The sequence below is a fragment of the Aneurinibacillus uraniidurans genome (genome assembly GCF_028471905.1).
GTDB lineage: Bacteria > Bacillota > Bacilli > Aneurinibacillales > Aneurinibacillaceae > Aneurinibacillus > Aneurinibacillus uraniidurans.
In genome coordinates, this window is the sequence record NZ_CP116902.1 from 663,031 (window position 1) to 687,351 (window position 24,321).

The 24,321-nt window shown below is 48.2% G+C and carries 21 protein-coding genes; 17 read left to right on the plus strand and 4 right to left on the minus strand.

Going from position 1 to position 24,321, the window contains the following annotated elements:
• Window positions 1-15: 15 nt before the first annotated feature.
• The 4 genes from ilvC to PO771_RS03425 all read left to right on the plus strand — a co-directional run bounded on the left by ilvC (window position 16) and on the right by PO771_RS03425 (window position 5,594).
• Window positions 16-1,005 (plus strand): ketol-acid reductoisomerase, encoded by a 990-nt coding sequence (gene ilvC, locus PO771_RS03410; RefSeq protein WP_272561876.1) that lies wholly within the window; start codon window positions 16-18, stop codon window positions 1,003-1,005.
• A 41-nt stretch (window positions 1,006-1,046) separates the two neighbouring features.
• On the plus strand, window positions 1,047-2,579 hold the full coding sequence (locus PO771_RS03415) for a 2-isopropylmalate synthase (RefSeq protein WP_272561877.1): 1,533 nt from the start codon (window positions 1,047-1,049) through the stop codon (window positions 2,577-2,579).
• Window positions 2,580-2,594: 15 nt separating this feature from the next.
• Window positions 2,595-3,689, plus strand: a complete 1,095-nt coding sequence (leuB, locus tag PO771_RS03420; protein WP_272561878.1) for a 3-isopropylmalate dehydrogenase — start codon at window positions 2,595-2,597, stop codon at window positions 3,687-3,689.
• Window positions 3,690-3,815: 126 nt separating this feature from the next.
• Complete coding sequence (locus PO771_RS03425; RefSeq protein WP_272561879.1) at window positions 3,816-5,594, plus strand: B12-binding domain-containing radical SAM protein; 1,779 nt, start codon at window positions 3,816-3,818, stop codon at window positions 5,592-5,594.
• 44 nt (window positions 5,595-5,638) lie between these two features.
• Here the strand turns inward: PO771_RS03425 and PO771_RS03430 are convergent, their stop codons facing one another.
• Window positions 5,639-6,025, minus strand: coding sequence for a DUF2512 family protein (locus PO771_RS03430; RefSeq protein WP_272561880.1), 387 nt, complete (start codon window positions 6,023-6,025; stop codon window positions 5,639-5,641).
• A gap of 113 nt (window positions 6,026-6,138) precedes the next feature.
• On the opposite strand from PO771_RS03430, the gene PO771_RS03435 reads away from it, so the two are divergent.
• Complete coding sequence (locus tag PO771_RS03435) at window positions 6,139-7,212, plus strand: M42 family metallopeptidase (protein ID WP_272561881.1); 1,074 nt, start codon at window positions 6,139-6,141, stop codon at window positions 7,210-7,212.
• A 753-nt stretch (window positions 7,213-7,965) separates the two neighbouring features.
• Here PO771_RS03435 and sspI read toward each other — a convergent pair.
• Window positions 7,966-8,178 (minus strand): small acid-soluble spore protein SspI, encoded by a 213-nt coding sequence (gene sspI / locus PO771_RS03440; RefSeq protein ID WP_272561882.1) that lies wholly within the window; start codon window positions 8,176-8,178, stop codon window positions 7,966-7,968.
• A 123-nt stretch (window positions 8,179-8,301) separates the two neighbouring features.
• Between sspI and PO771_RS03445 the strand changes: the two genes are divergently transcribed.
• A complete protein-coding gene (locus PO771_RS03445; protein WP_272561883.1) occupies window positions 8,302-8,958 on the plus strand; it encodes a potassium channel family protein in 657 nt (218 codons plus the stop codon).
• A gap of 19 nt (window positions 8,959-8,977) precedes the next feature.
• Window positions 8,978-9,748 carry a TrmH family RNA methyltransferase gene (locus PO771_RS03450; RefSeq protein ID WP_272561884.1) on the plus strand — a complete coding sequence of 257 codons (771 nt, stop codon included), beginning with the start codon at window positions 8,978-8,980 and terminating at the stop codon, window positions 9,746-9,748.
• A gap of 7 nt (window positions 9,749-9,755) precedes the next feature.
• Here the strand turns inward: PO771_RS03450 and PO771_RS03455 are convergent, their stop codons facing one another.
• Window positions 9,756-10,487: a DUF2225 domain-containing protein gene (locus PO771_RS03455; RefSeq protein ID WP_272561885.1), complete on the minus strand. Its 732-nt coding sequence runs from the start codon at window positions 10,485-10,487 to the stop codon at window positions 9,756-9,758.
• Window positions 10,488-10,927: 440 nt separating this feature from the next.
• Between PO771_RS03455 and pheS the strand changes: the two genes are divergently transcribed.
• The 4 genes from pheS to PO771_RS03475 all read left to right on the plus strand — a co-directional run bounded on the left by pheS (window position 10,928) and on the right by PO771_RS03475 (window position 15,430).
• On the plus strand, window positions 10,928-11,962 hold the full coding sequence (pheS, locus tag PO771_RS03460) for a phenylalanine--tRNA ligase subunit alpha (protein WP_272561886.1): 1,035 nt from the start codon (window positions 10,928-10,930) through the stop codon (window positions 11,960-11,962).
• A gap of 15 nt (window positions 11,963-11,977) precedes the next feature.
• Window positions 11,978-14,404, plus strand: coding sequence for a phenylalanine--tRNA ligase subunit beta (pheT, locus tag PO771_RS03465; RefSeq protein ID WP_272561887.1), 2,427 nt, complete (start codon window positions 11,978-11,980; stop codon window positions 14,402-14,404).
• A gap of 86 nt (window positions 14,405-14,490) precedes the next feature.
• Window positions 14,491-14,862: a cell division protein ZapA gene (zapA, locus tag PO771_RS03470; protein ID WP_272561888.1), complete on the plus strand. Its 372-nt coding sequence runs from the start codon at window positions 14,491-14,493 to the stop codon at window positions 14,860-14,862.
• A gap of 7 nt (window positions 14,863-14,869) precedes the next feature.
• On the plus strand, window positions 14,870-15,430 hold the full coding sequence (locus PO771_RS03475; RefSeq protein ID WP_272561889.1) for a CvpA family protein: 561 nt from the start codon (window positions 14,870-14,872) through the stop codon (window positions 15,428-15,430).
• Between the two features lie 75 nt (window positions 15,431-15,505).
• Here the strand turns inward: PO771_RS03475 and PO771_RS03480 are convergent, their stop codons facing one another.
• Window positions 15,506-16,411, minus strand: coding sequence for a LysR family transcriptional regulator (locus tag PO771_RS03480; protein WP_272561890.1), 906 nt, complete (start codon window positions 16,409-16,411; stop codon window positions 15,506-15,508).
• Window positions 16,412-16,528: 117 nt separating this feature from the next.
• Between PO771_RS03480 and yjeH the strand changes: the two genes are divergently transcribed.
• From yjeH to PO771_RS03510, 6 genes are all read left to right on the plus strand, one after another.
• Window positions 16,529-17,842, plus strand: coding sequence for an L-methionine/branched-chain amino acid transporter (gene yjeH, locus PO771_RS03485; RefSeq protein ID WP_272561891.1), 1,314 nt, complete (start codon window positions 16,529-16,531; stop codon window positions 17,840-17,842).
• 62 nt (window positions 17,843-17,904) lie between these two features.
• Window positions 17,905-20,265, plus strand: coding sequence for an endonuclease MutS2 (locus PO771_RS03490; protein ID WP_272561892.1), 2,361 nt, complete (start codon window positions 17,905-17,907; stop codon window positions 20,263-20,265).
• A gap of 112 nt (window positions 20,266-20,377) precedes the next feature.
• Window positions 20,378-20,779, plus strand: coding sequence for a DUF350 domain-containing protein (locus tag PO771_RS03495; RefSeq protein WP_272561893.1), 402 nt, complete (start codon window positions 20,378-20,380; stop codon window positions 20,777-20,779).
• A gap of 129 nt (window positions 20,780-20,908) precedes the next feature.
• Window positions 20,909-22,204 carry a nucleotide sugar dehydrogenase gene (locus PO771_RS03500; protein WP_272561894.1) on the plus strand — a complete coding sequence of 432 codons (1,296 nt, stop codon included), beginning with the start codon at window positions 20,909-20,911 and terminating at the stop codon, window positions 22,202-22,204.
• A gap of 91 nt (window positions 22,205-22,295) precedes the next feature.
• The gene (locus PO771_RS03505) at window positions 22,296-23,657 is read left to right on the plus strand and encodes a glycosyltransferase family 4 protein (protein ID WP_272561895.1); all 1,362 of its coding nucleotides are present in this window, start codon (window positions 22,296-22,298) and stop codon (window positions 23,655-23,657) included.
• 153 nt (window positions 23,658-23,810) lie between these two features.
• Window positions 23,811-24,320: a zinc-ribbon domain-containing protein gene (locus PO771_RS03510; RefSeq protein WP_272561896.1), complete on the plus strand. Its 510-nt coding sequence runs from the start codon at window positions 23,811-23,813 to the stop codon at window positions 24,318-24,320.
• Window position 24,321 lies beyond the last annotated feature (1 nt).

Below are 24,321 nucleotides of genomic sequence, written 5' to 3' on the forward strand. Positions count from 1 at the left end.
GGAGGAAAAATTACCATGGTAACAATGTATTATGAAAAAGACGCAAATCAAGCAGTACTTCAAGGGAAAACAATCGCAATCATTGGCTACGGTAGCCAAGGTCATGCTCAAGCGCAAAACCTGCGTGATAGCGGCATGAACGTAATCATCGGCCTTCGCCAAGGTCGTTCTTGGCAACAAGCAGAAAACGATGGCTTTGAAGTTCTGACAGTAGATCAAGCAGCAGCACGCGCTGATGTTATCATGATTCTGCTTCCAGATGAGCAGCAAGGAAAAGTATACAACGAGCAAATCGCTCCAAATCTTAAAGAGGGTGCAGCGCTGTTCTTCTCACACGGCTTCAACATCCACTTCCAGCAAATCGTTGCTCCGGAAGGCGTAGACGTAGTAATGGTAGCACCAAAAAGCCCAGGCCACATGGTTCGCCGCGTGTACACAGAAAACTTCGGTGTACCTGGACTTCTGGCAGTGTATCAAGATGGTACTGGCAAAGCGAAAGAACTCGGTCTTGCATACGCAAGCGGCATTGGCTGCACACGTGCAGGTGTAATCGAGACAACATTCCGTGAAGAAACAGAAACAGACCTGTTCGGTGAGCAAGCTGTACTGTGCGGTGGTGCATCTGAACTCGTAAAAGCGGGCTTTGAAACACTTGTAGAAGCAGGTTATGCACCAGAAATCGCATACTTCGAATGTCTGCATGAACTCAAACTGATTGTTGACCTGATGTATGAAGGTGGCCTTGCAACTATGCGTCATTCCATCAGTGATACAGCTGAATTCGGTGACTACAGTGTAGGTCAGCGCATCGTAACAGAAGAAACAAAGAAAGAAATGAAAAAAGTACTCAAAGAAATCCAGAACGGTACATTTGCGAAAAACTGGATCATCGAGAACCAATCTGGCCGTGCAGCATTCGGTGCACGCCGCCGCATCGAATCCGAGCATCAGCTTGAAGTAGTTGGTAAACAACTGCGTGAAATGATGGCTTGGATTAAGAAATAAGATTTTTATAGATAGTAAAATTTTCGGAGGTGGCCGAGATAATGCGTACAATAGAAGTGTTTGATACGACTCTGCGGGACGGTGAACAATCCCCGGGGGTGAATTTGAGTTCTCATGAAAAACTAGAAATTGCTCTACAACTAGAGCGCCTGGGGATTAACCGGATCGAAGCAGGGTTTGCTGCCGCTTCTCCGGGAGATTTGAAGTCGATTCGGGAAATTGCAGCAAAAATCAAAAATTCAACCATTGTAAGCTTATCTCGTTCCCGTACACAGGATATTGATAAGGCATGGGAAGCGTTACGTGATGCGGAGTCAGCATGTTTGCACGTGTTTCTTGCGACATCCCCGATTCACCGCAAGTATAAGCTGAACATGACAAAGGAAGAAGTTATCGAGAATGCGGTAGCTGCTGTCAAATACGGCCGCAAATATTTCGATATGGTTGAATTTTCGTGCGAGGATGGTTCTCGCACGGAAATTCCATACCTTATCGAAGTCGTGCAGGCAGTCGTGGATGCAGGTGCAACGATCGTGAATATCCCGGATACAGTCGGATATACGACTCCGGAAGAATATGGAAATATCTTCAAACAGTTGTCTACGAATATTCGGGGCATTGAAAACATCAAATTGAGTTCCCATTGCCATGATGATCTTGGGATGGCGGTAGCGAATACGATTGCTGCGATCGAAAACGGAGCTACTCAAATCGAAGGTACGATTAATGGCATCGGGGAACGTGCGGGAAATGCGGCCATTGAAGAGGTTGCATTAGCGCTTGATACACGCCGTGATTTCTACCAGGCGACAACGAATTTGAAGCTTGAAGAAATCGCTCGCACAAGTAAACTGGTCAGCCGCCTGACAGGCATGATTGTGCCAGGTAACAAAGCTGTTGTCGGCGCGAATGCATTCGCACACGAATCTGGCATTCATCAGGATGGGGTACTCAAGGAAGTTACAACATATGAGATTATCCGTCCAGAGCGTGTCGGTGTGAAATCGAATAAACTTGTTCTTGGCAAGTTGTCCGGTCGCCATGCGTTTAAAGATAAGCTATCTGAACTTGGCTATGAGCTGGAACAAGATGAGCTGAACGATGCATTTGCCCGCTTCAAAAACTTGTGTGATCGTAAAAAAGATGTCAGCGATGAAGATATTGTAGCACTCGTAGATTCCAAACTCTCGAATATTCCAGAGGCGTTTGTGCTGGAAAACTTGCAGCTCTCCTACGGCAATAATTCCGTGCCGACTGCAAGTGTACGCGTCAAGACGGCATCAGGCGAAGTATTGGAAGAAGCGGCATGCGGAAATGGTTCCGTTGACTCCATCTACAAAGCGATTGACCGCGTAACGAATGAAGAGGTAACGCTTGAAGATTATAAAATCTTGTCTGTAACACACGGCAAAGACGCGCTTGGGGAAGTATATGTGCGCTTAAGTCAGGGTGATTATGCGGTGCAAGGACGCGGTGTAAGTACAGATGTACTGGAAGCGAGTGCGCGTGCTTACTTGCGTGCTATAAATAAACTGATTGTCCGCCGCGGTGATGCGGTCGAAGTTGGAGTATAAAAAGGGGAATATACGATGAGCCAAACATTTACGATTACGGTGCTTCCGGGCGATGGAATCGGCCCGGAAGTAACAGAGCAGGCCGTACGTGTTCTGAAAGAAGTAGAAGCGCTCGAAGACGTAGCCTTCCAGTTTGAATATGCACGCCTCGGCGGATGTGCGATCGATGAAGATGGTACGCCGCTACCAGAAGATACGCTTGTAAAAGCGCGCCGTTCCAACGCGGTACTACTCGGTGCGGTTGGTGGTCCGAAGTGGGATAACAATCCTGCACACCTGCGCCCGGAAACAGGACTGCTCGGCATTCGGAAAGAGCTTGGTCTATATGCGAACTTGCGCCCAGCCTTCATGCTTGACTGTATGGTCGGCGTATCCTCACTGAAAGAAGAAGTGGTAAAAGGCGTTGATCTCATGGTAATCCGTGAGCTGACAGGCGGCCTGTACTTCGGGGAGAAAAAGCGTTACGAAGATGCACAGGGCGAAGTCGCATCGGATGAGATGATCTACCACGAATACGAAATCGAACGTATTGTGCGTCGTGCGTTTGAAGTTGCTCGCCTGCGCAGCAAGCGACTTGTATCCGTTGATAAAGCAAACGTACTCGAATCATCTCGCCTGTGGCGCAAAGTCGTAGAGCGGATTGCTCTGGAATATCCGGATGTCGAACTGCGTCATCAGCTAGTTGACTCATGTGCGATGGAATTGATTCGTTATCCGAAACAGTTTGATACACTTGTAACGGAAAACATGTTTGGTGACATCCTGAGCGATGAAGCATCCATGCTGACAGGTTCGATCGGCATGCTGCCATCTGCATCGCTTGCCGATGGCAACTTCGGTCTGTATGAGCCGGTACATGGCTCTGCACCAGACATTGCAGGCAAAGGGATTGCGAACCCGACGGCTACGATTTTATCGGCGGCGATGATGCTTCGCTATTCTTTCGGTCTTGAAAAAGCGGCTGATGCGATTGAAACGGGGGTTCATCAAGTTCTGAACTCTGGCGTTCGCACGGGCGATATTGCCGAAAACAAAGCAGAAGCAGTTGGCACAGTTGAAATGGCTGACCGTATTATTGCAGCGATGAAAGAAGAGTATGTAAAAGCATAAGTAAACGATGAAGACGGAGCGCCCTCGTGCGCCCGTCTTTTTTTCGTATGTAAAACATGATACACTCGGTTCAGTAAATGAACAGGTAAGAGGGTACTGTTCAATGGAAAATGAGGGAGTACGATAATGAAAGTACTAGTTACTACATTAAATGCAAAGTATATTCACACATCCCTGTCGATTCGTTATTTGCGGGCATTCTGCCAGGATGATTTTGATATAGATATGATCGAGTATACGATTAAAGACCCGGCGATGAATATCGTCTCCGATTTGTTTCAGCGTAAGCCGGATGTGATCGGCTTCTCTTGTTACATTTGGAATATCGAACAGACGCTTACGGTCGTCTCCATGCTTAAAAAGGTGATGCCGAATGTTACCATTATTTTGGGTGGACCGGAAGTGTCGTATGATGTGGCCGAATGGATGGAAACAAAGCGTGACATTGATTTTATTGTGTTCGGAGAAGGAGAAGAAACATTTCATCACTTGCTTACGGAGATTGACGGGGAGCAGAAGTATCATTTTGTGTATGGTGCAGCTTACCGTAAAGGGGAAGAAGTGATTGTGAATCCGCCGCGTCCGAAGCTGGATTTAAATCAGATTCCATCCCCGTTTTATTTTGCGGAAGATGAGGCGGATTTGGGCAAACGTGTGACGTATTTCGAGACGAGCCGGGGTTGTCCGTTCTCCTGTCAGTTCTGTCTCTCAAGCATCGAAGTCGGTGTGCGTTATTTTGATATTGAGCGTACGAAGCGCGATATTCTTCACCTAATTGATAAGGGAGCGAACCTCATTAAGTTTGTGGATCGGACGTTTAACATTAAACGTGATTATGCGATGGAGATGTTCCAATTTTTGATTGAGAATCATCGGGGCTGTGTGTTCCAGTTCGAGATCACGGCGGATATTATGCGCCCGGAAGTGTTGGATTACCTCGCAGAGAACGCACCGCCAGGTATTTTCCGTTTCGAGATCGGTGTGCAGTCGACGAACGATGCCACTAACAGCATCGTACAGCGCAAGCAGAACTTTGCGAAGCTGTCGCGCACCGTTACGAAAGTCAAAGAAAGCCGCAAGATTGATCAGCATCTCGACTTGATTGCCGGGCTTCCTGAGGAAGATTATGCATCGTTCCGCAGCACATTTAATGATGTATTTGCGCTTGAACCAGAAGAGTTGCAGCTTGGCTTCCTTAAAATGCTGCGCGGCACAGGCATGCGCAATATGGCGGAGCAGTACGGCTATAAATATATGGATAGCGCTCCGTATGAAATTTTAGAGAATCGTGTTCTGCCGTTTGCTGACATTGTTCGGATTAAGCGGGTAGAAGATGTGCTGGAGAAATACTGGAATGCACACCGGATGGATGCGACTCTTATGTATTTGATTACGGAAGAATTCGACTCGGCATTTGACTTCTTCCAGGAGTTCGGTGATTTCTGGGAAAGCCGGGGCTGGGAGCGAATTGGGCATCAGTTAGAAGACTTGTTCACACGCTTACAGGCGTTTTTGGACACACATGAGTTGAAGCGACCGGCTGTAGTGGAGTCGCTGATGAAATATGACTTTTTACGTAATCATAAACGGAAGCCGCGTAAAGTGTGGTGGACGTATGATGCGGTCGCCAATGATCTGGATCGTCGCATGAAAATACTGGCGCAACAGCCAGAACTTGCAGGAGAAGCATTTGCTGCTCATGGACTTGATGTGAAGCAGCTTGCGAAGCATACGATTGCGGATGTTCTGCCGATTGATGTGCTGCGTGTAGGGACGGCGGATGCTCACATAGAAAGTGGTCCAGTATTGCTTGTTGTATATTACAATCCAGAGCAGCCGGATGAGCCGCAGATGTACAGCATTCCACTTGCGGTGCTGGATAAAGCTGCAATAAATGAAGCATAAAGAAAAAGCAGGCGATCCGTCGGAATCGCCTGCTTTTTTTACATTCATCTTAATGAATCATGAACGTTCTTCTCACGTTTTTGATTGCGGCGGAGATAACCGTGCATAATAAGCTCCACGAGTCCAAGGACTGCTCCACATATGATGCTTCCAGTAAATGTGATTTGGCTTCCAGCAAAAAGAAACCCGGAGAGGTAGACGATCGCTGTTATAGCTATCGACCCCTGTATTGTGGCTAGATAAATCCCGTACATGCCAAGCATAATTTCGTCCGCAATTAGGCCGATCATCAATAATACAAGGCTTACATCGAGCAAATGATGTGCATGTGCGAATTTCACTTGCCCGGGTAGCAAGTAGGAAATGAGGTAAAGCATAGCGGGAAATAAAAGTAGTTTGTACACAAAGTTAAAAACCAGGCGGCGAACCATGGAGTGTGCTCCTTTTTTCGTTAGTATGTACAAAATAGGTAAATCAATTGGATACGTGAGATCAGAATTGATATGCTAAAGAAAGAGGAAATACATTCAAGAGGAGGGTACCTATGAGTGATCAGACACTACAAATGTATAAAGAGTTGACGGAAACACCAGGTGCACCGGGGCATGAAGGGCGTGTCCGAGAGGTAATGAAGAAGTATATCGAGCCATATGCGGATGAAATCACGTATGACAACATTGGCAGCCTCATCGCCCGCAAAGGAAGCGAAGGCCCGAAAATTATGGTAGCTGGTCATCTGGATGAAGTCGGCTTCATGGTTACAATGATTACCGAGAAAGGATTCCTTAAGTTCCAGCCGCTTGGCGGATGGTGGGAACAGGTCATGCTGGCACAGCGGGTAGCAATTCAGACGCGCAAAGGAGTCGTAGAAGGTGTGATTGGCTCGGTTCCCCCGCACATTCTGTCACCAGAAGCACGTAAAAAGCCGATTGAGATGAAAGATATGTTCATCGATATTGGTGCTTCGAGCAAGAAGGAAGCGGAAGCATTCGGCATCCGACCAGGCGATACAGTTATTCCGATCTGTCCATTTACGGTGATGAACAATCCGAAAATCATGATGGCTAAAGCATGGGATAATCGGGTCGGCATTGCAATGGCGATTCAGACGTTACAGCAACTAGAAAATGTGAAACATCCGAATACGGTGTATGGCGTCGGAACGGTGCAGGAAGAAGTCGGACTGCGCGGTGCCCAGACGGCGGCACATACGGTTAATCCAGACATTGCATTTGCGGTTGATGTCGGCATCGCAGGCGACACACCAGGCGTCAAAGAAGCTGATGCTCAATCTAAAATCGGAGAAGGTCCACAAATTTTGCTCTATGATGCGTCTATGATACCGCATGTAGGTCTTCGCAATCTCGTTATCGAGACAGCAGAGGAACAGGGAATCCCGTTCCAGTATGATACGATGGCACGCGGTGGCACAGATGCAGGGCGCATGCATTTGAATAATAGCGGTGTGCCTTCGATTGTGATCGGGATCGCAACACGCTATATTCACAGCCATGCGGCGATTTTGCATCGGGATGATATCGACAATGCGGTGAAGTTGATTACCGAAGTGATTAAGAAGCTGGATGCGGATACGGTTGAAAAATTAAAGCGTGGATAAGAAAGACGAGGCTGTTTTACAAGCTATAACATAGCGAAGGAGGCAGCCTCTTTCTTTTGGGTGCGAGTGATGTTCATCCAAAGTGTGGTGGAAGAGCGGGGGCGGGTGGGGCCTCGTCACTTCGGTACGCTTGCAGGGAAGGAATGACTGACCGCTCCAGGTGCCAGACGAACTCGCCCACAAAAGATGCCCGCGATGTATGTACATGGGAGTATTGTGGGCAAAGGCCCGTTCGTCTGGCCCCTTCCGCTGGGAAGTTGCGTAAAGGCGTTCCGTTGCCCCACCCGCCCCCGCGCCTAGTACACTTTGGTTAAACATCATCAAGCAATATCAAGAGGCTGAGCTTTGCTATGCAGGTAAAAAATACAGAAGTTGTCTCTCGATAAGTCAGTGGCGATCGAGCAAGTTCATGCCGACGGCGAGAGTTTTTTGTAAACCGAAACGTTGTGCGGGGAGTGGGAGAAGGGAGGAGCACGAGCACCTGTACGCGCCTACTCAGCGGAGGGAGAACGACGAACGGGCTTTTGCCCGCAATCCTTCAGTGAAAGAGCAGCGTAGGCTTTTCTTTGCGGGCGAGTTCGTCGGGCTCCCGAAGCGGACAGTTCTAGCTTCCCTGCAAGTGTACCGAAGTGAACGGCTCCTCCCTTCTCCCACTCCCTCCACCTACACGTTGCCGATATCACAAAAAAGCTGCCCCATTCGCCATGTTCTGGCTTTTGGAACAGCCACATTACCCGTAGAAAATAACGAAGACTACACGTTTTGCTGTACAATAGTGATGAAACGATTTTGCTCTTCGGCTGACGAGTTTTTCCAGAATACTTCAAGCAGCACCCCGAGACCCGGAAGCATTTTTTCTTCTCTACTTGTAATCGCATCTGTGATCGTGTGGCGCACATCAGATTCTGATGATCCGTGCATATTGTGCAGAACGGCCTGGCGCAAATCAAGGCTGGCGATGTTCATGGGACTCCTCCTTATGCAGTCAGTTTCCTTAGTAGTGTCACCGCAATGTTTGATTTTATCCATACTCGAAAACAATAGGAAGAGAAGGTATAATAAATACGAAACGTGAAGGAGTGGGGGAGCATGGTAGATAAGTCATATGCAGTAATTGGGCTAGGGCGCTTCGGTGCCAGTGTAGCACAGGCGTTGTATAACATGGGATATGACGTCATGGTCATTGATGAAGATGAAGAGCGTGTGCAGGATCACGTGGGAATTGCTACCCATGCTGTGCAGGCTGATACAACGGATGAGCAAGCACTGCGGGATGTGGGCATTAGGAATTTTGACGTAGTCGTTGTTGCGATTGGAGCGGATATCCAGGCGAGCATATTGACTACGCTCATCCTGAAAGAGATGGGTGTAAAAATGATTGTGGCCAAAGCACAAAATGAGCGCCACGGTCAAGTGTTATATAAAGTAGGCGCAGACCGCGTTGTCTTCCCGGAACGCGATATGGGACTGCGGGTTGCACACAATTTGATTTCACCGAACGTGCTTGATTTCGTCGAACTGGCAGCTGATTATAGCATCGCCGAAGTAGCGGTGTCTGAGAGAACAGCGGGCAAAACATTGGTTGATCTCGATGTACGTGCACGATTTGGCGTGAACGTTATGGCGATCAAAAGTGGAGATCATTTTAACATTGCACCGAGTGCTGATGATGTAATTAAAGAAGGCGACATTCTTGTAGTGATCGGTCATAACAATGATCTAAAAAGATTTGAGGAAGATTCATAGTTCAGAATAGGAGATCAGCATGGAAGTTATTACGTCCGTACAAAATCCACGCGTCAAACAGTGGGCTAAGCTGCACACACGCAAAGAACGAGAAAAAAGTGGATGGTTTCTAATTGAAGGTCCGCACCTTGTGGAGGAAGCATACAAATCGGGTGCCGTATTTGAAGCGATTTTGCTGGAAGAAGGAATAGACTGGCCGACCTGGTTGCCTGCTTCTGCACCTGTTCTGTATGTTACCCGTCCGGTACTCGAGAAGTTATCTGAAACGAAGACCCCACAAACGATGGCAGCAGTTATTCGCATGCAGGAGACGATTCCATCCGAGCTTCCACGGGACGGTTTCTGGCTTTTGCTTGATCGTGTACAGGACCCGGGTAATGTTGGGACCCTCATCCGAACGGCTGACGCGGCGGGATTGAATGGTGTAATCCTTGGAGATGGAAGTGCGGATTTATACAATGGGAAAACCGTTCGCTCCACGATGGGATCTTTGTTTCATTTGCCTGTCTGGCGGGAGAATTTACCTGACTTTGTGACACGCATCCGAGAGCAGGAAATAGCCCGGGTCATCGGGACAAGCTTACAGGAGTCAAAACGGTATACGGATGTATCCTATACGGGGGCTGTGCTTTTAGTCATCGGGAATGAGGGAAGCGGAATGTCGGAGGAAATGCTGGCACTTGCTGACCAAAATGTCATTATTCCTATGTATGGACAGGCGGAGTCTTTAAATGCGGCGGTTGCCGGATCAGTTGTGATATACGAAGCAGTAAGGCAGCGCCGTGTATAGCGCTGCCTTATGTTGTGGGATTTTCGCTCGCGTTCGCGGCTGCTTCGCGGGCTTTTTTCATATCTTCGCGCATATTTTGCCATTGCTCGCGAGCGAGGTTAACGGTCTGTGGTTCGTTGCTGCGTAATGGATGTTCCACGACACGTGAGAAATAGCGGAGCGCTTTGCCAGGGTCACCTGTACGGCGATACAGTTCGCCAATTAAATAAATAAGTTTCAACTCGGACATGCCGGCACGAGCATAGTCTCCCTGTGTATATGAGTCTTCATACTCAGCGAGGGCGAGGTTGAGAAAGCGCAGCTCTTTGCTTTCATTTTTCAAATAACGGTACAGCCATGCGAGGCGCAGACATAAGCCTGCAATAACGCAGTGTGGTTCTTTTCGCACATCTGCTGTGAAAATGGCTAGCTTGTACGCAGCGATCGCCTCTGGGATGGTACGGATGCCTGTGTAATCTTTAGCGGTCCAGTGCTTAGTAATCCGTTCTTCGATTTTCTCTTCAATTTGCGGCAGTACGCTTTTGCGGAACTGGTCATTGAACGAGTAGCCACACTGGGGACAGACGATGACATGATAAAGAATGGGATTGTGCGTCTGGTTCTCATAATGCTCACAAAAATCGCTATCACGTTGGAAAGGGTGCGACTTTCGTAGGCGTGTTTTTTTACTAGCAAAAGAATGGCCGCAGTGGGCACATTCAAATTTTTTATCATATAATATGGTATCATGATTGTCCATAACGGTCTCCTTTAGGTCTAGAATCGCAGCTTGTGAAATCATACTAGTTTAAGTATATGCCAAAAATCATGGGGAAGATAGGATAATTTAGCCTGATGTAAAATTTGCACACTTGCCTTTTTTTTTCTCTTTCTATATAATCGAGTCTCAAAAGTAACTTTTTCATACAAGTAAAGGTAAAGACGGAGACAAGTACGTGAATCATGCCCGTACAGGGAGAGAACATCTCGACTGCAAGTGTTCTTACGTGTGCATCTCACAGAAATTCCCTCCCGAACCGGCCCCTGAATGCGAGTAAGGGGACATCGGACACATCGTCCGTTATCAGGAGTTAAAGATGAGCGTGTTTTTTGCATGCGCTCAATAAGGGTGGTACCGCGACCTCACGCCCCTTTTCGGGTGTGGGGTCTTTTTTATTTACACATAAGGAGGTTGTAATTGTGCGTGAACGATTAGAAGCAGTAAAGCAAGAAGCGCTGCAGGAATTAGAACACATTACCGGTTCCACAGAAATTCAGGAACTGCGAGTCAAATATTTAGGGAAAAAGGGACGTTTGACCGAGATTCTACGTGGCATGGGTAAGCTATCAGCCGAAGAGCGTCCACTGATTGGTCAACTAGGTAATGAAGTGCGTGCCGCTATTGAGAGCAAGTTAGATGAGAAAAAGCAAGCGGCAGATGAAGCAGAGATTGCAGCAAAATTAGCTAGCCAGTCCATTGATGTTACACTGCCAGGACGCGAGGTTCGCTTTGGAAATCGTCATCCACTGACGCTTGTTACCGAGCAGATTGAAGACATTTTCCTTGGCATGGGCTTCACGGTAGCGGAAGGTCCGGAAGTTGAGGCTGATTATTATAATTTCGAAGCATTAAATCTGCCGCAAGATCATCCAGCACGTGATATGCAAGATTCTTTCTACATCACAGAAGACATTTTGCTCCGTACGCATACATCTCCGGTGCAGGTTCGGACGATGGAAAAGATGAAGTGCGATGTGCCGGTTAAAATCATCTGTCCAGGTCGCGTGTATCGTCGCGACAACGATGATGCGACACACTCGCATGTGTTTACGCAGGTTGAGGGTCTTATGGTCGGGGAGAATGTCCGTATGAGCGACCTGAAAGGCGTGCTGCTTAACTTTGCGCGTCAAATGTTTGGCGAAGAGACAAAAATCCGTCTCCGTCCGAGCTTCTTCCCATTTACCGAGCCAAGTGCGGAAGTTGACCTGTCGTGCAGCATGTGTGGCGGACATGGCTGCCGTGTATGTAAGCATACGGGCTGGATTGAGATTCTTGGTTCCGGTATGGTACATCCGCGCGTACTGGAGATGGCAGGGTATGATTCAGAGAAGTATACAGGATTTGCTTTCGGGATGGGTGTAGAACGGATTGCGATGCTGAAGTATGACATTGACGATATTCGTCACTTCTATACAAATGATATGCGCTTCCTGAAGCAATTCAACCGGGTGTAAGGAGGAGAAAGACGAATGAAAGTTTCATATAACTGGTTAGCTCAATATATCGATCTCTCCGGTATGACACCGGAGGAACTGGCAGAGAAACTGACGCGCAGCGGCGTGGAAGTCGATGCGGTGGAATCGCTGAACAAAGGTGTAAGTGGCGTTGTAGTTGGCTACGTCGTATCCAAAGAGAAGCATCCAGATGCGGATAAACTGAACGTATGTCAAGTAGACACAGGCGTAGGTGAATTGCAGCAAATCGTCTGTGGTGCAAAAAATGTCGATGCTGGACAAAAAGTACCGGTCGCTGTTCCAGGCGCAAAACTGCCAGGCGGCTTAAAAATTAAAAAAGCCAAACTGCGTGGCGTGGAATCAAACGGCATGATCTGTTCAGCCAAAGAACTTGGTATGAATGATAAGCTTCTGCCGAAAGAAATTCAGGAAGGCATCTACGTGCTTCCAGCTGATCTGGAAGTAGGCCAGCCAATTGAATCAGTACTCGGTCTGGATGACACTGTCCTTGAGCTCGGCCTGACTCCAAACCGTTCTGACTGTCTGAGCATGATCGGGGTAGCGTATGAAGTGGGTGCGATCCTTGGTCGTGAGGTGAAGCTGCCGGAAAATGCGGCACCGGAAGCTGGTGCAGCAATCGAAGGCAAGGTTAGCATTGAGATTGCAGCGAAAGATGCATGCCATCGCTACATGGCACGTCTCATCAGTGGTGTTACGCGTGGCTTATCCCCACTGTGGATGCAGCAGCGTCTAATGGCAGCAGGTGTGCGCCCGATTAATTTGATCGTTGACATTACAAACTATGTGATGCTTGAAGTCGGTCAGCCGCTGCACGCATTCGACTATACAAAAGTCGAAGGTGGACGCATTGTCGTACGCATGGCGCAGCCAGGCGAGAAAATGGTCACGCTCGATGATGCAGAGCGCACGTTGGATGAGGAGATGCTGCTTATCACAGACGGCGTGAAGCCGATTGCGATTGCCGGTGTCATGGGTGGAGCAAACTCTGAAGTAGGCGATGAAACGCAGACAATCTTGCTTGAATCGGCACATTTCGCAGGTTCATCGATCCGTAAAACATCACGCAAGCTCGGTCTTCGTTCAGAAGCAAGCCTGCGTTTTGAGAAAGAGGTTGATCCGCAAGCAGTGGAACGTGCTCTAAATCGAGCAGCGGCCCTCATGGCTGAGCTGGCGGGTGGTACGGTGGCACAGGGTGTAGCAGACTGTGCAGTTTCCGTACTGGAAGAGAAGGTAGTAACCCTTCGTCTTGCTCGCCTGAATGGCCTGCTTGGCACAGCGCTTGCGATGGATGAAGTTACGGCGATTTTTGATCGCCTTCAGTTTGCGTATGCGGTGGACGGAGAGAATCTGAATGTTACGGTTCCGACACGTCGCCAGGATATTACACGGGAAGTAGATTTGATTGAGGAAGTAGCGCGTCTGTACGGCTACGATCATATTCCGACGACACTGCCATATGGCGATAATACACAGGGATCACTTTCAGGTGAGCAGCTGCTTCGCCGTACCATTCGTCAGACGTTAAATGGTATGGGGCTTGATGAAGTAAGCACGTATTCGTTTACGAACCCGAGTGTCGTAAATGATTTCGCGACGATTTACCGCGCCACGAATCCGATTCCGCTTGCGATGCCAATGAGCGAGGAGCGGAGTGTGCTGAGAACGAATATGCTGCCGCACCTGCTGGAAACAGCGGCGTACAATCTGAATCGGAAACAGGCGGATCTGGCACTGTTCGAGACAGGTAATGTATTCCTGACAGACGAAGCGAAGTTGACTACCTTACCGGAAGAGAAGCTGACACTTGCAGGTTTGCTGACTGGCAATTGGAGCGGGGCGCATTGGTCTAATAAACCAGAACCGGTTGATTTTTATCTGGTGAAAGGGCTGCTGGATACGTTGTTTAGTCGTCTGGGGATTACAGATGTGCAGTATGAAGCGGCGGCTGATGCGACGGGCATGCATCCAGGTCGGACGGCATATGTGCGCATTAATGGGCAAAAAGCAGGCTATGTCGGACAGGTACATCCAGCTGTACAACAAAAGTACGATGTAAATGAAACGTATGTATTCCAGCTGAGTGGAGAGGTGCTCATGCAGGCGGCTACGGTTCATCCAGGAATGATTGCACTGCCGAAGTATCCGTCGACAAGCCGTGATATTGCCGTTGTGGTAGATCGTGGTGTGACAGCAGGCGAATTGCGAGATGTAATTGAACAATCTGGCGGTCAACTCCTGCAATCTGTTCGTATTTTTGATGTGTATGTAGATGATCGTCTTGGTGAAAACAAGAAAAGTGTGGCGCTCTCCTGCACGTATCTTGATCCAGAGAAGACGCTCACTGATGAAGAAGTGCAGAGCGCTCATACGAAAGTAGTCGAAGCACTTGCTGCTAAGTGTGGGGCTGAATTGCGGATGTAGGGTTCGTATTTATACAAGTTTGTGTACAGTCGCTTATGTTTTTGCCTAAGCGACTGTTTTTCTTGGCGGGAGAACTTGACTCGGCTATGTTCTTTCTTTACCTTTATAGTAAGGAAACGGCGCGAGGGGGACAAACGGTGTCTAAAGAGAAAGTGGTAGTAGAAATTTTCGGGCAGTATTACACGATGGTGGGTGATACGAGCTCTTCACATATGCGAATGGTCGCCGGGTATGTGGATGACAAGATGCGGCAAATCTCTGCTGTCAACCCCCGCCTGGATACGAACAAGCTCGCGGTGCTCGCCGCGTTGAATATGGCAGATGAATATTTCAAGTTGCGGCTGGAATATGAAGAGTTGATCAAGCTGCTGGAAAAAACAGCAGCTCCAGAGGAAACGGAAGAAGATGTAGCAGGGGAAGAACCGGAAGAGGAAGCGGTGGAAGCGGACAAGGAGTAATGTCTGTATGAGTATACTTGATGTGATTATTACCGTGATGCTCCTGCTTAGTTTTTGGCGGGGATGGCGTCAGGGGTTTGTGATGCAGCTAACTAAAATCGTGGGTCTCATTCTATCGGCTGTGGTAGCGTTCCAGTATCATCGTCCGGTAGCCGAACAATTGGAGCGGTGGATACCTTTATCCGGTATGGGGCAAAGCGCTTCCTCCTTTGCATCGTCGCCGTTCGTACAGAACGGGCTGTACAATATTGTAGCATTTTTACTGTTGTCTTTTGTAACAGGGCTTGTTGTACGTTACATCGGCAGCTTGCTGAATAGTGTGGCACAGTTACCAGTACTGTCGCTAATTAATCGACTGGCAGGAAGCGTGATTGCATTTGTAAAGACGGGGCTTGTTTTTCTGTTAGTTCTTGCTGTGGTATCGTTAATTCCAGTAGAGGGTGTACAGCATATACTTGCTGGTTCCTCCTTTGCTGCTTATGTGAAGCAGGAGATGCCAACGATACTCGATTGGGTCAAACAGCAGTTCAATCATCCAGCGCCGCATTCAACGAACTCAGTTTTATAAGTAGAAAAATAGGCTGTTCCAAAAGCCAGAACATGGCGAATGGGGCAGCCTATTTTTTATGACATAATACATTTTTTAGAGAGCAGCGTTGCGCCACCCACTCGTATGCGTATGAACAAGGTTGATAAACTCCGAAAGAGCAGGGGATAACCATTTGTTTTTGTGATAGGCCATCTGGGTAGCGACCCGGCAGGCTCGATCATCCCATGCCAGAGGGATAAGCCGACCATCCTGAATTTCCTGCTGCACTGTAATCAGGGGGAGAAAAGCCAAGCCTAGTCCAGAAAGCACGCAGTTCTTAATGGCTTCAATGCTCCAAAACTCAAGGGAGGTGTCAGGGGTGATACCACAGCTGCGCAGTTGCTGTTCAAACAATGTCCGATAGCTACATCCGGGCTCTGTATGCAGAAAAGTATGACCATGAAAGTTCTCGGTTTGAACTGAGTCACGTGCAGCAAGAATATGGTCAGGTGGAGCGACTACAGTCATTGGCTCATGTACAAGTGTTTCGATATGCAGATCCAGTTCACGTACTTCCGGCTCTAGTAGAAACACGATATCTAATTCTCCACTGCGTGCCAGATTGCGCAGCTCCCAGCAGACGCCGGGGCGAAGGGTAATTTTTACGTCCGGGTACATCTGTGTATAGGCACGGATAATAGCCGGTAGACGGAAGGCAGCAAGTGACTCCGGTGCTCCAATTGTCAGGGTGCCGGATGGAACTGTATGCGATGTAAAGGCACGCAGTGCAGTTTCATGTAGGTCTAGCATTTGGATTGCATACGGCAATAGCTGTTCACCGGCAGTGGTCAGCATAATTTTTTTGCCGAGCCGATCAAATAACTTAACACCAAGTTCATCTTCGAGTGCCTGAATTTGGGCAGTGACGCTCGATTGGGCGTACGACAATGCAGCAGCAGCGCGTGTAAATCCTTTTGTCTCCACGACAGTTTTGAACGTATGAAGTTGGCGAAGTTCCATCACACTCTCCTACCCATCTGTTTTTTCGATTCATTGCATCGAAACGATTTGTTTTACTGATGTAATCATTATCCGCTACGATAGAACAAAAGAAAAGACAAAAAAGGTGGGATGGATGTGGAGAAACAAACGAAATTACAGCAGTCGATCGGATTGCCGCAGGCAGTCGCTTTGTATATTGGAGCTGTGCTTGGATCAGGTGTACTACTCGTACCAGGGTTAGCCGCAGAAATTGCCGGCCCTGCCTCTCTACTAGCATGGGGGATGATGGCTCTGCTTGTATTACCGATGGCGCTTGTGATGGGACTATTGTCGGCTCGTTTTCCGAATGCGGGAGGAGTCTCGTATTTTGTAACGCGAGCATTTGGAGAACGGGCCGGGACACTTGTCGGCTGGTTCTTTCTAGCATCTGTACCGATCGGAGCTCCTGTTGCTTCGTTGACAGGCGCCGGCTATTTGACGACCGCGTTTGGCTGGGGAGAGGGAGCGAAGATCGGGATTGCGATAGCTATGCTGGTGGTTAGTTTACTGATTAATTATCAGGGGATGAAAGTCGCTGGTCCCGTGCAGATTGCTGTTGTCATTGCGATTGCGGTTGTGCTTGTTCTGGCCGTTATTGGAGCTGTACCGCATATCGAAGCGGTTCATTTTACCCCGTTTATGCCTCATGGCTGGATGAGCGTCGGGCAGGCCGCGGCGATTTTATTTTGGTGTTTCATTGGCTGGGAAGCAGTATCACATATGTCAGAGGAATTTGTGGACCCGCAGAGAGAAGCGATTAAAGGGGTAACGATTGCGGCACTTATTGTCGGTCTGCTTTATGTAGCGACTGCTATTGCCACAGTTGGGACGCACAGCTATGGCAAACCCGGAGCAGAGGCTTCTCTTGTGCTTGTAATTAGTGGATTGCTTGGAAGAAGCGGAGCTGCGGTTGTTGGGATAGTAGGTGTGTTTATTTGTATCGCAACTGTTATTGCTTATACAGGAGCAGCTGCCCGGCTGGCGTATGCACTGGCACGGGAAGATCAGGCCCCACGGTGGCTTGCCCGCCTGTCTCGGCATCAGACACCAGTGGGAGGACTTTTGTTTTTGGCCATTTGTTTTGTACTTGTCATGGGGCTGTATGCGAGTGGAGTTATATCGTTAACGACACTCATTCAACTGCCGAATGCCACGTTTATTTTGACGTATCTTGGTGGCTGTGCTGCAGGGATTCGGTTGCTTAAGGACAGTAAAAGCGGATTGTCAGTCAGCGTTCTTTCATTTGTGCTAACCGTGCTTGTTTTTCCTTTCGTAGGGTGGGCGGTACTTTATCCGCTAGTCGTAATGGTTGGCTGGTGGCTATGGAAACGACTGTATGCCAGGCAACAAAAAAGCTGTGAGCAAACTGCTATAGAAGAAGAGGAATTCACCCGACAGCAAATGGTATAATGAAAATGTTAGCGTAAAGCCGACATACACCTTTTGCGGAAGATGTGGAAAGGGGACTTTTCTTGGAAGCACGTACATTCACAACACTTGAATTTAATAAAGTAATGGAACAGCTTGCCCGGCATGCAGCATCATCGCTTGGTCGGGAAAAAATAGAGCAGCTTGTACCATCTTATGATCTGGCAGAAGTTCAGCGTCGCCAGCAAGCTACCCATGAAGGCAGTACGGCACTTCGCCTGCGCGGGACAGTGCCGCTTGGCGGCATTCGCGACATTCGTCCAGCGTGCAAACGGGCCGCACTCGGTGGGATGCTTAACACGGCAGAACTGCTCGATATTGCGTCGACTCTGTACGGAGGTGGACGCCTGAAAACATTCGTCGCGGGCATCGCGGAAAAGGATCCACTTCCGCTACTGGAAGAATTGCTTGATCAGGTGGAACGCTTATCGCCGGTAGAGAATGAGATTACACGAGCGATTGATGAGAACGGTGTCGTAGCTGACTCAGCCAGCCCGACACTCGGTCAGGTCCGAGCACAAATTCGCGCCTCCGAGAAGCGCATCCGTGAACGTCTGGAGCAGATGATTCGCAACAGCAACACACAGAAAATGCTGCAAGATGCGCTCATTACAATTCGTAACGACCGTTTCGTTATTCCGGTTAAGGCGGAATATCGGCATGTGTTTGGCGGTATCGTGCACGATCAATCAGCATCCGGTGCCACCCTTTTCGTTGAGCCACAGGTGATCGTGAACATGAGTAACGACTTGCGTGAGCTTAAGCTAAAAGAAGAGCGGGAAGTCGAAAAAATCTTGCTGGCACTCTCTGGTCTGGTGGCAGAGCATGCGGATGTGCTACTGCATAATGTTGCCTGTCTGGCAGAAGCTGATTTTATTTTTGCGAAAGCTTCTTACGCTCACTCATTGAAGGCGACCCAGCCAGCCATAAACGAACGCGGCTATCTTCGCATTAAGCGCGGTCGCCATCCTTTAATTGCTGGGGAATCTGTCGTGCCAATTGACGTGGAGCTTGGCGGGGAGTATACCGCCATTGTCGTGACAGGACCGAATACAGGCGGTAAGACCGTATCATTGAAAACAATTGGCTTGTTCTCGCTGATGGCGATGGCAGGGTTGCAAGTTCCAGTCGATGAAGGATCAGAGCTGTCCACATTTGAAGGCATATATGCGGATATTGGAGACGAGCAGAGCATTGAGCAGAGCTTGAGTACATTCTCCAGCCATATGACCAATATCTCGAGTATTATGCAAAAAGTAAACAATCGCAGTCTTATTCTGTTCGATGAGCTTGGAGCAGGTACGGATCCGACAGAAGGGGCCGCGCTTGCGATGGCGATTATTGATTATGTGCATCAGCGCGGTGCCCGTATTGTGGCTACTACTCACTACAGCGAACTGAAAGCATATGCCTATGATCGCCCGCATATTGTGAATGCGAGTGTTGAGTTTGATGAGAAGACATTGCGCCCAACGTATCGCTTACTTGTCGGTATTCCAGGACGCTCGAATGCATTGGCGATTGCGTCACGTCTTGGATTACCAGAGAAAATTCTCAATCAGGCCAGAGAGTTTATCAAAACAGACGAAACCGAGCTGGATACGATGGTCGCATCGCTTGAAGAGAATCAACGTCGGGCAGAAGCTGAACGTCGCGAAGTAGAACGTCTGCGGGCGGAGTTAGAACAGACACGCCGTGAGCTTGAGCAGGAAGTTGCAGAGCTAGAAGATAAGAAAGATAAGCTGTATGAGCAGGCAGAAGAACAGGCTCGTCGCGCTGTAGAGAAAGCTCGTAAGGAAGCAGAAGAAATCATTGGTGACTTACGAGAAATAGCGCGTCAGGAACAAATCGGTATTAAAGAACATAAATTGATCGAAGCACGCAAGCGATTAGAAGAAGCGACACCAAGCCTGCGCAAAAAGAAAAAGACGAAGCCAGCCAATGTACCGGTATCTGAACAGCCGCTTGAAGTAGGCGATGAGGTACGGGTGCTGTCGTTTAATCAGAAGGGCGAAATTCTTGCTAAAGTAGGCGAGAAGGAATTCCAGGTGCAGGTGGGCCTGATGAAGATGAACGTCAAAGCGGATAATTTGGAGAAGCTCAAGGCGGCCAAAATACAACAGAAGCAGATTATTAACACGTTCCGTGCTGCCCGTGAACCTGTCAAAATGGAACTTGATGTGCGCGGCAACACGGTAGAGGATGCGATTCTACTCATTGAAAAATATTTTGATGAAGCGTTGATCGGTGGCCTGAGCCAGGTATCCATCATTCATGGTAAGGGGACAGGTGCACTCGGCCTGGGCATTCAGAAATACTTGAAGAAGCATCGTCTGGTTAAGTCATTCCGTTGGGGTGGACAAGGAGAAGGTGGACTTGGAGCGACGGTCGTCGAATTGAAATAGTTGAAATAATGATGGGGTTTATGGAACCGTTTTGTTTCCGCTCCGTATATAGACGAAAGGAATAGGTTAGCTGTGTCCACGGCTAGTCGGGAACAAATGAGGAGGGAAATGGATGGTACTGTCCAATCCGTATGTGCTAACAGCGGCATACTTTGGGGCTGCACTGCTTGCCGTCATCATTTTTCTGGCCATCTTTGAGACGGTGACAAAATATAAGGACTGGGAAGAAATCAAAAAAGGCAATCTGTCTGTTGCGATGGCAACTGGTGGCAAAATCTTTGGGATTTGCAATATCATCCGGTATTCCATCGAACATAATGATGGCATCGGAAATACCTTGGTCTGGAGCGCATACGGATTTCTGCTGCTGCTCGTGGCGTATTTCACTTTTGAATTTTTGACGCCGATGTTTAAGGTAGACGATGAGATTGCCGCAGATAATCGAGCGGTCGGTCTTTTATCAATGATGATTTCGATCGGAATATCCTTCGTTATCGGAGCGAGCATCACATAAGATGGATCGCAAGGATAAGGGAGAGTCGAGATGGCGAGCGGATAACCGGTCGCTCATTTCGTTTTTTTATGCTAAAATAATTACGTTTCTAATTCATATGAACGTACCGACAAGTCGGAGGAGAATATCATGAATCAAACGTTGAACATTGCCGTGATCGGACTAGGCTTTATCGGCCTGCCGCTGTCGCTGAGCTATGCACGCAAAGGTGCGAACGTAGTCGGCATCGATGTAAGTGAACGGCTTACAGAAGAGATTAATGCAGGCCAGTCGCATCATCTAGAATATTTTGAAGGGAAGTCACTGGCGGAGATTCTGCGTGAGCAGATCGCAGCTGGGCGCTTCCGTGCTACAACAAGCTATGAAGAAGCGGCAAAAGCCGTGAATACGTATATTATTACGGTAGGCATTCCGGTTAAGAATGGTGATCCGGATATGAGCTACCTGACTAGTGCCTGTGAATCGCTGGCAGCTGTTCTGAAGAAGGGTGATACGGTTATTTTGCGCAGTACGGTCATCCCGGGCTCGACTGAAGAGATGGTAAAGCCGCTGCTTGAGAAGAGTGGGCTTGTAGCAGGGGAAGATTTCTATCTCGCGTATGCATCTGAACGTATCGCAGAGGGACGCGCGTTTGAAGAGTTCATTCATATGCCGCTTGCGATGGGCGGAATTAACGAAGTGAGTGCAAAACGTGCGCATGAAGTGCTGACATTCGTAACTGAATCTGAAGTTACGATTTCTGATATTAAAGTAGTCGAAACATCGAAAGTTATCGAAAACGTCCAGCGTGATGTAAATATTGCGATGGTGCAGCAGTTTGCCCGCTTTGCGGAAAAAGCAGGAATCGATACATTCGAGTTAATTCGGGTAGCGAACACGCATACACGTGTAAATCTGCTAACACCAGGGCCAGGCGTGGGTGGCTATTGCCTGCCGAATGCCCTGTATTATTTGCTTCCAAAAGCGAAAGAAATCGGCGTAAGCCTTGATTTGCTTGAGACCGCGCGTCAGATTAATGACAGTGTGCCACAGGTGCTTGTACAGATGCTTGATCATGAATTGAACAAGCTGGGCAAAACAGTAGCCGGAAGTAAAGTGGCAGTTCTTGGTCTGGCGATGAAAGATTTCTCGAATGATGATCGCATCAGCCCACCGCATCATCTGGTCCAGCTTCTTCAGGAAGCCGGTGCGATTGTAGCGGCTTATGATCCGGCTGTACCGTCTACGTATGACTATAAGGTCGATAGCCTTGAAGCAGCGCTCCGTGGTGCAGAAGCGGTTATCTATGTGACTGCACAGGAAGCATTCCTTGAGATTGACTGGAACGAAGCTATCGGCATGATGGCAGAGAATCCGGTATTGCTTGACGGTAAGAATCGTATTCCACGCAGCGTGGGAGAGAAGGCGACTTTGATCCGCCTGTAATGGATCGCAAAACAGGAGAAAACGAGTGCAGACAACCGCTCTAATCGGTCGTCCGCACTCGTTTTTCGCATGGAAAGGATGTTTCACTCGTATGAACGCTTCGAAAAAAATGCTGCTCGTCGCGTATTTATTTCCCCCGATCGGCGGTGGCGGCGTACCGCGTGCGCTGAAAATGGCAAAATATCTGGCAGAAGAAGGCTGGGAGGTACATGTGCTCACAGTCGATCATGTATACCATGCTACGCAGGACGACTCACTGCTGCGCCAGCTCCCGGACAATGTGATTATTCATCGTGCCAGGGAATTTAACATCGTCCAGAAAATGCGTCCGACTCAGACGGAAGCGCCGAAAAAAACAGGTGGACAAGCGGCGTCTGCTCAATCTGGCGGGCTAAAGCAGGCGTTGAAACAGCAGGTTATTCCGATGCTGAAAAAGTTGAAAAATACGCTTATGATTCCAGATGATATGATTGGCTGGCTGCCGTATGCAGCCAAGCTCGGGGAACAGGTAATTCGAGAGCACAACATCCCGATTATGTTCTCCACGTCGGGTCCGTACACGAATCATCTAGTGTCACGTAGCTTGAAGCGTAAGACGGGCATTAAATGGATTGCGGATTTTCGCGATCCGTGGACGCAGAACATGCACCGCTCTGGTGTGGCATGGCGTGAAGCGTGGGAAGAGCGAATGGAGCGTAGCGTCATGGCGGAATCAGATGCTATTACGACGGTTACATATGGATTTGCGGATAACTTCAAGCAAAAGTTTGGTCGGGAGATCTCTCGTATTGAAGTGATTCATAATGGATTTGACCCGAATGATTATGCAGACATCGAGCAGCCAGCGGAAGATGGAAAATTTACACTAGCGTATCCCGGCATTTTCTATAAGGAACGAAATCCACGCTTGCTGCTCGAAGCGGTATCCGAGTTGATTGCGGAAGGCAAGGTTGAGCGTGAGAAGCTAAGCCTGCGCTTTGCCGGAGTGTTTGATTATCCGGGTTATAGCGAAAACATCGACTGCGTACATCGCCTGCAGCTTGAAGACATTGTCGACATTATGGGCAATCTGCCGCACAAGCAGGCACTTACGATGATGAAAGGTGCAGATGTGTTGATGCTAATCGGGGACACGGCTCCGGGCTCCGGGGTGTACATTCCGGGCAAGCTGTATGAATACATGGCGATTGGTCATCCGATTCTGGCGCTCTCGGTAGAGGGAGAATCGACGAAAATCATTCGCAAATTTGAGCTGGGTGAAGTTGTAAATCCGCTTGATAAAGAAGCAATCAAACAGGCATTTTTGCGTATGTATGAAGAGTGGCATGCAGGTGAAGGTAAAGCAGGGAAAGAGAATGATGTTCTCCAGCGTGCGCATGATGGTGATTTGGCGCTTTATAATCGGCAGGTTCAGGCACATATGCTTGGTAAATTAATGGAAGAAATTATATAGTTCTGTAAAGCTTACGGACTCCTGTGATCGTCTCATATAATACGATCACAGGAGTTTTTTATGGATTAAAGATCCAAAAATTAGCGATTATGTTCAAAATTCCTTTTAACTGATAATATAGTACCATGAAAAAAGATAGAAAGGTGGAGAAGCATGTACTGCGCAAATTGCGGCGAAAAGTTGAGCTCAGGAAGCGAATTTTGTAAAAAATGTGGAACAGCTCCTCAAAAAAAAGGAGAACTCTTTTGGCTTTTTCCTCTACTATCTCTTGCCATCATTGCTTTTTTATGTGTGGGAATTTTCTTATATCAGAGTGCGATACAGAAAAAAGCCGAGAAACTTGTACATGACGGGCATGAATTTGCGCTGGAGGGGGAGATCGAATCAGCTAAAATGCGGTTTGATAGTGCACTTGCCCTGAGACCTAATTCCCCACAGCTTAAACAGGAAGTGGCCGTATTAGATAGTGTGGTGCCACTTGATAAAAAGCTAGTAGAGATTCATGACATGATCAGCCAGAAGAATTATGAAAAGGCCGGTTCTATGATTCAAAACGTTAGGGGGCAACTGGCTGGCAAGAACGGAGCAGTATATCAGGGGCTGCTTAAAAAAGTTGAGGAAGAGGAAGTAGAAATAGAAAAGCAGCAGAAAGAGGGTAGATAAT

Bases quoted from the DNA above. Each gene is read 5' to 3' on its own strand.
- PO771_RS03475 (WP_272561889.1), top strand. From the start codon at position 14,870: ATGAGTATACTTGATGTGATTATTACCGTGATGCTCCTGCTTAGTTTT.
- PO771_RS03435 (WP_272561881.1), top strand. From the start codon at position 6,139: ATGAGTGATCAGACACTACAAATGTATAAAGAGTTGACGGAAACACCA.
- ilvC (WP_272561876.1), top strand. From the start codon at position 16: ATGGTAACAATGTATTATGAAAAAGACGCAAATCAAGCAGTACTTCAA.
- PO771_RS03415 (WP_272561877.1), top strand. From the start codon at position 1,047: ATGCGTACAATAGAAGTGTTTGATACGACTCTGCGGGACGGTGAACAA.
- PO771_RS03450 (WP_272561884.1), top strand. From the start codon at position 8,978: ATGGAAGTTATTACGTCCGTACAAAATCCACGCGTCAAACAGTGGGCT.
- PO771_RS03480 (WP_272561890.1), bottom strand. From the start codon at position 16,411: ATGGAACTTCGCCAACTTCATACGTTCAAAACTGTCGTGGAGACAAAA.
- leuB (WP_272561878.1), top strand. From the start codon at position 2,595: ATGAGCCAAACATTTACGATTACGGTGCTTCCGGGCGATGGAATCGGC.
- PO771_RS03495 (WP_272561893.1), top strand. From the start codon at position 20,378: ATGGTACTGTCCAATCCGTATGTGCTAACAGCGGCATACTTTGGGGCT.
- PO771_RS03425 (WP_272561879.1), top strand. From the start codon at position 3,816: ATGAAAGTACTAGTTACTACATTAAATGCAAAGTATATTCACACATCC.
- PO771_RS03455 (WP_272561885.1), bottom strand. From the start codon at position 10,487: ATGGACAATCATGATACCATATTATATGATAAAAAATTTGAATGTGCC.
- pheT (WP_272561887.1), top strand. From the start codon at position 11,978: ATGAAAGTTTCATATAACTGGTTAGCTCAATATATCGATCTCTCCGGT.
- PO771_RS03505 (WP_272561895.1), top strand. From the start codon at position 22,296: ATGAACGCTTCGAAAAAAATGCTGCTCGTCGCGTATTTATTTCCCCCG.
- PO771_RS03430 (WP_272561880.1), bottom strand. From the start codon at position 6,025: ATGGTTCGCCGCCTGGTTTTTAACTTTGTGTACAAACTACTTTTATTT.
- PO771_RS03510 (WP_272561896.1), top strand. From the start codon at position 23,811: ATGTACTGCGCAAATTGCGGCGAAAAGTTGAGCTCAGGAAGCGAATTT.
- zapA (WP_272561888.1), top strand. From the start codon at position 14,491: ATGTTCTTTCTTTACCTTTATAGTAAGGAAACGGCGCGAGGGGGACAA.
- PO771_RS03500 (WP_272561894.1), top strand. From the start codon at position 20,909: ATGAATCAAACGTTGAACATTGCCGTGATCGGACTAGGCTTTATCGGC.
- PO771_RS03445 (WP_272561883.1), top strand. From the start codon at position 8,302: ATGGTAGATAAGTCATATGCAGTAATTGGGCTAGGGCGCTTCGGTGCC.
- sspI (WP_272561882.1), bottom strand. From the start codon at position 8,178: ATGAACATCGCCAGCCTTGATTTGCGCCAGGCCGTTCTGCACAATATG.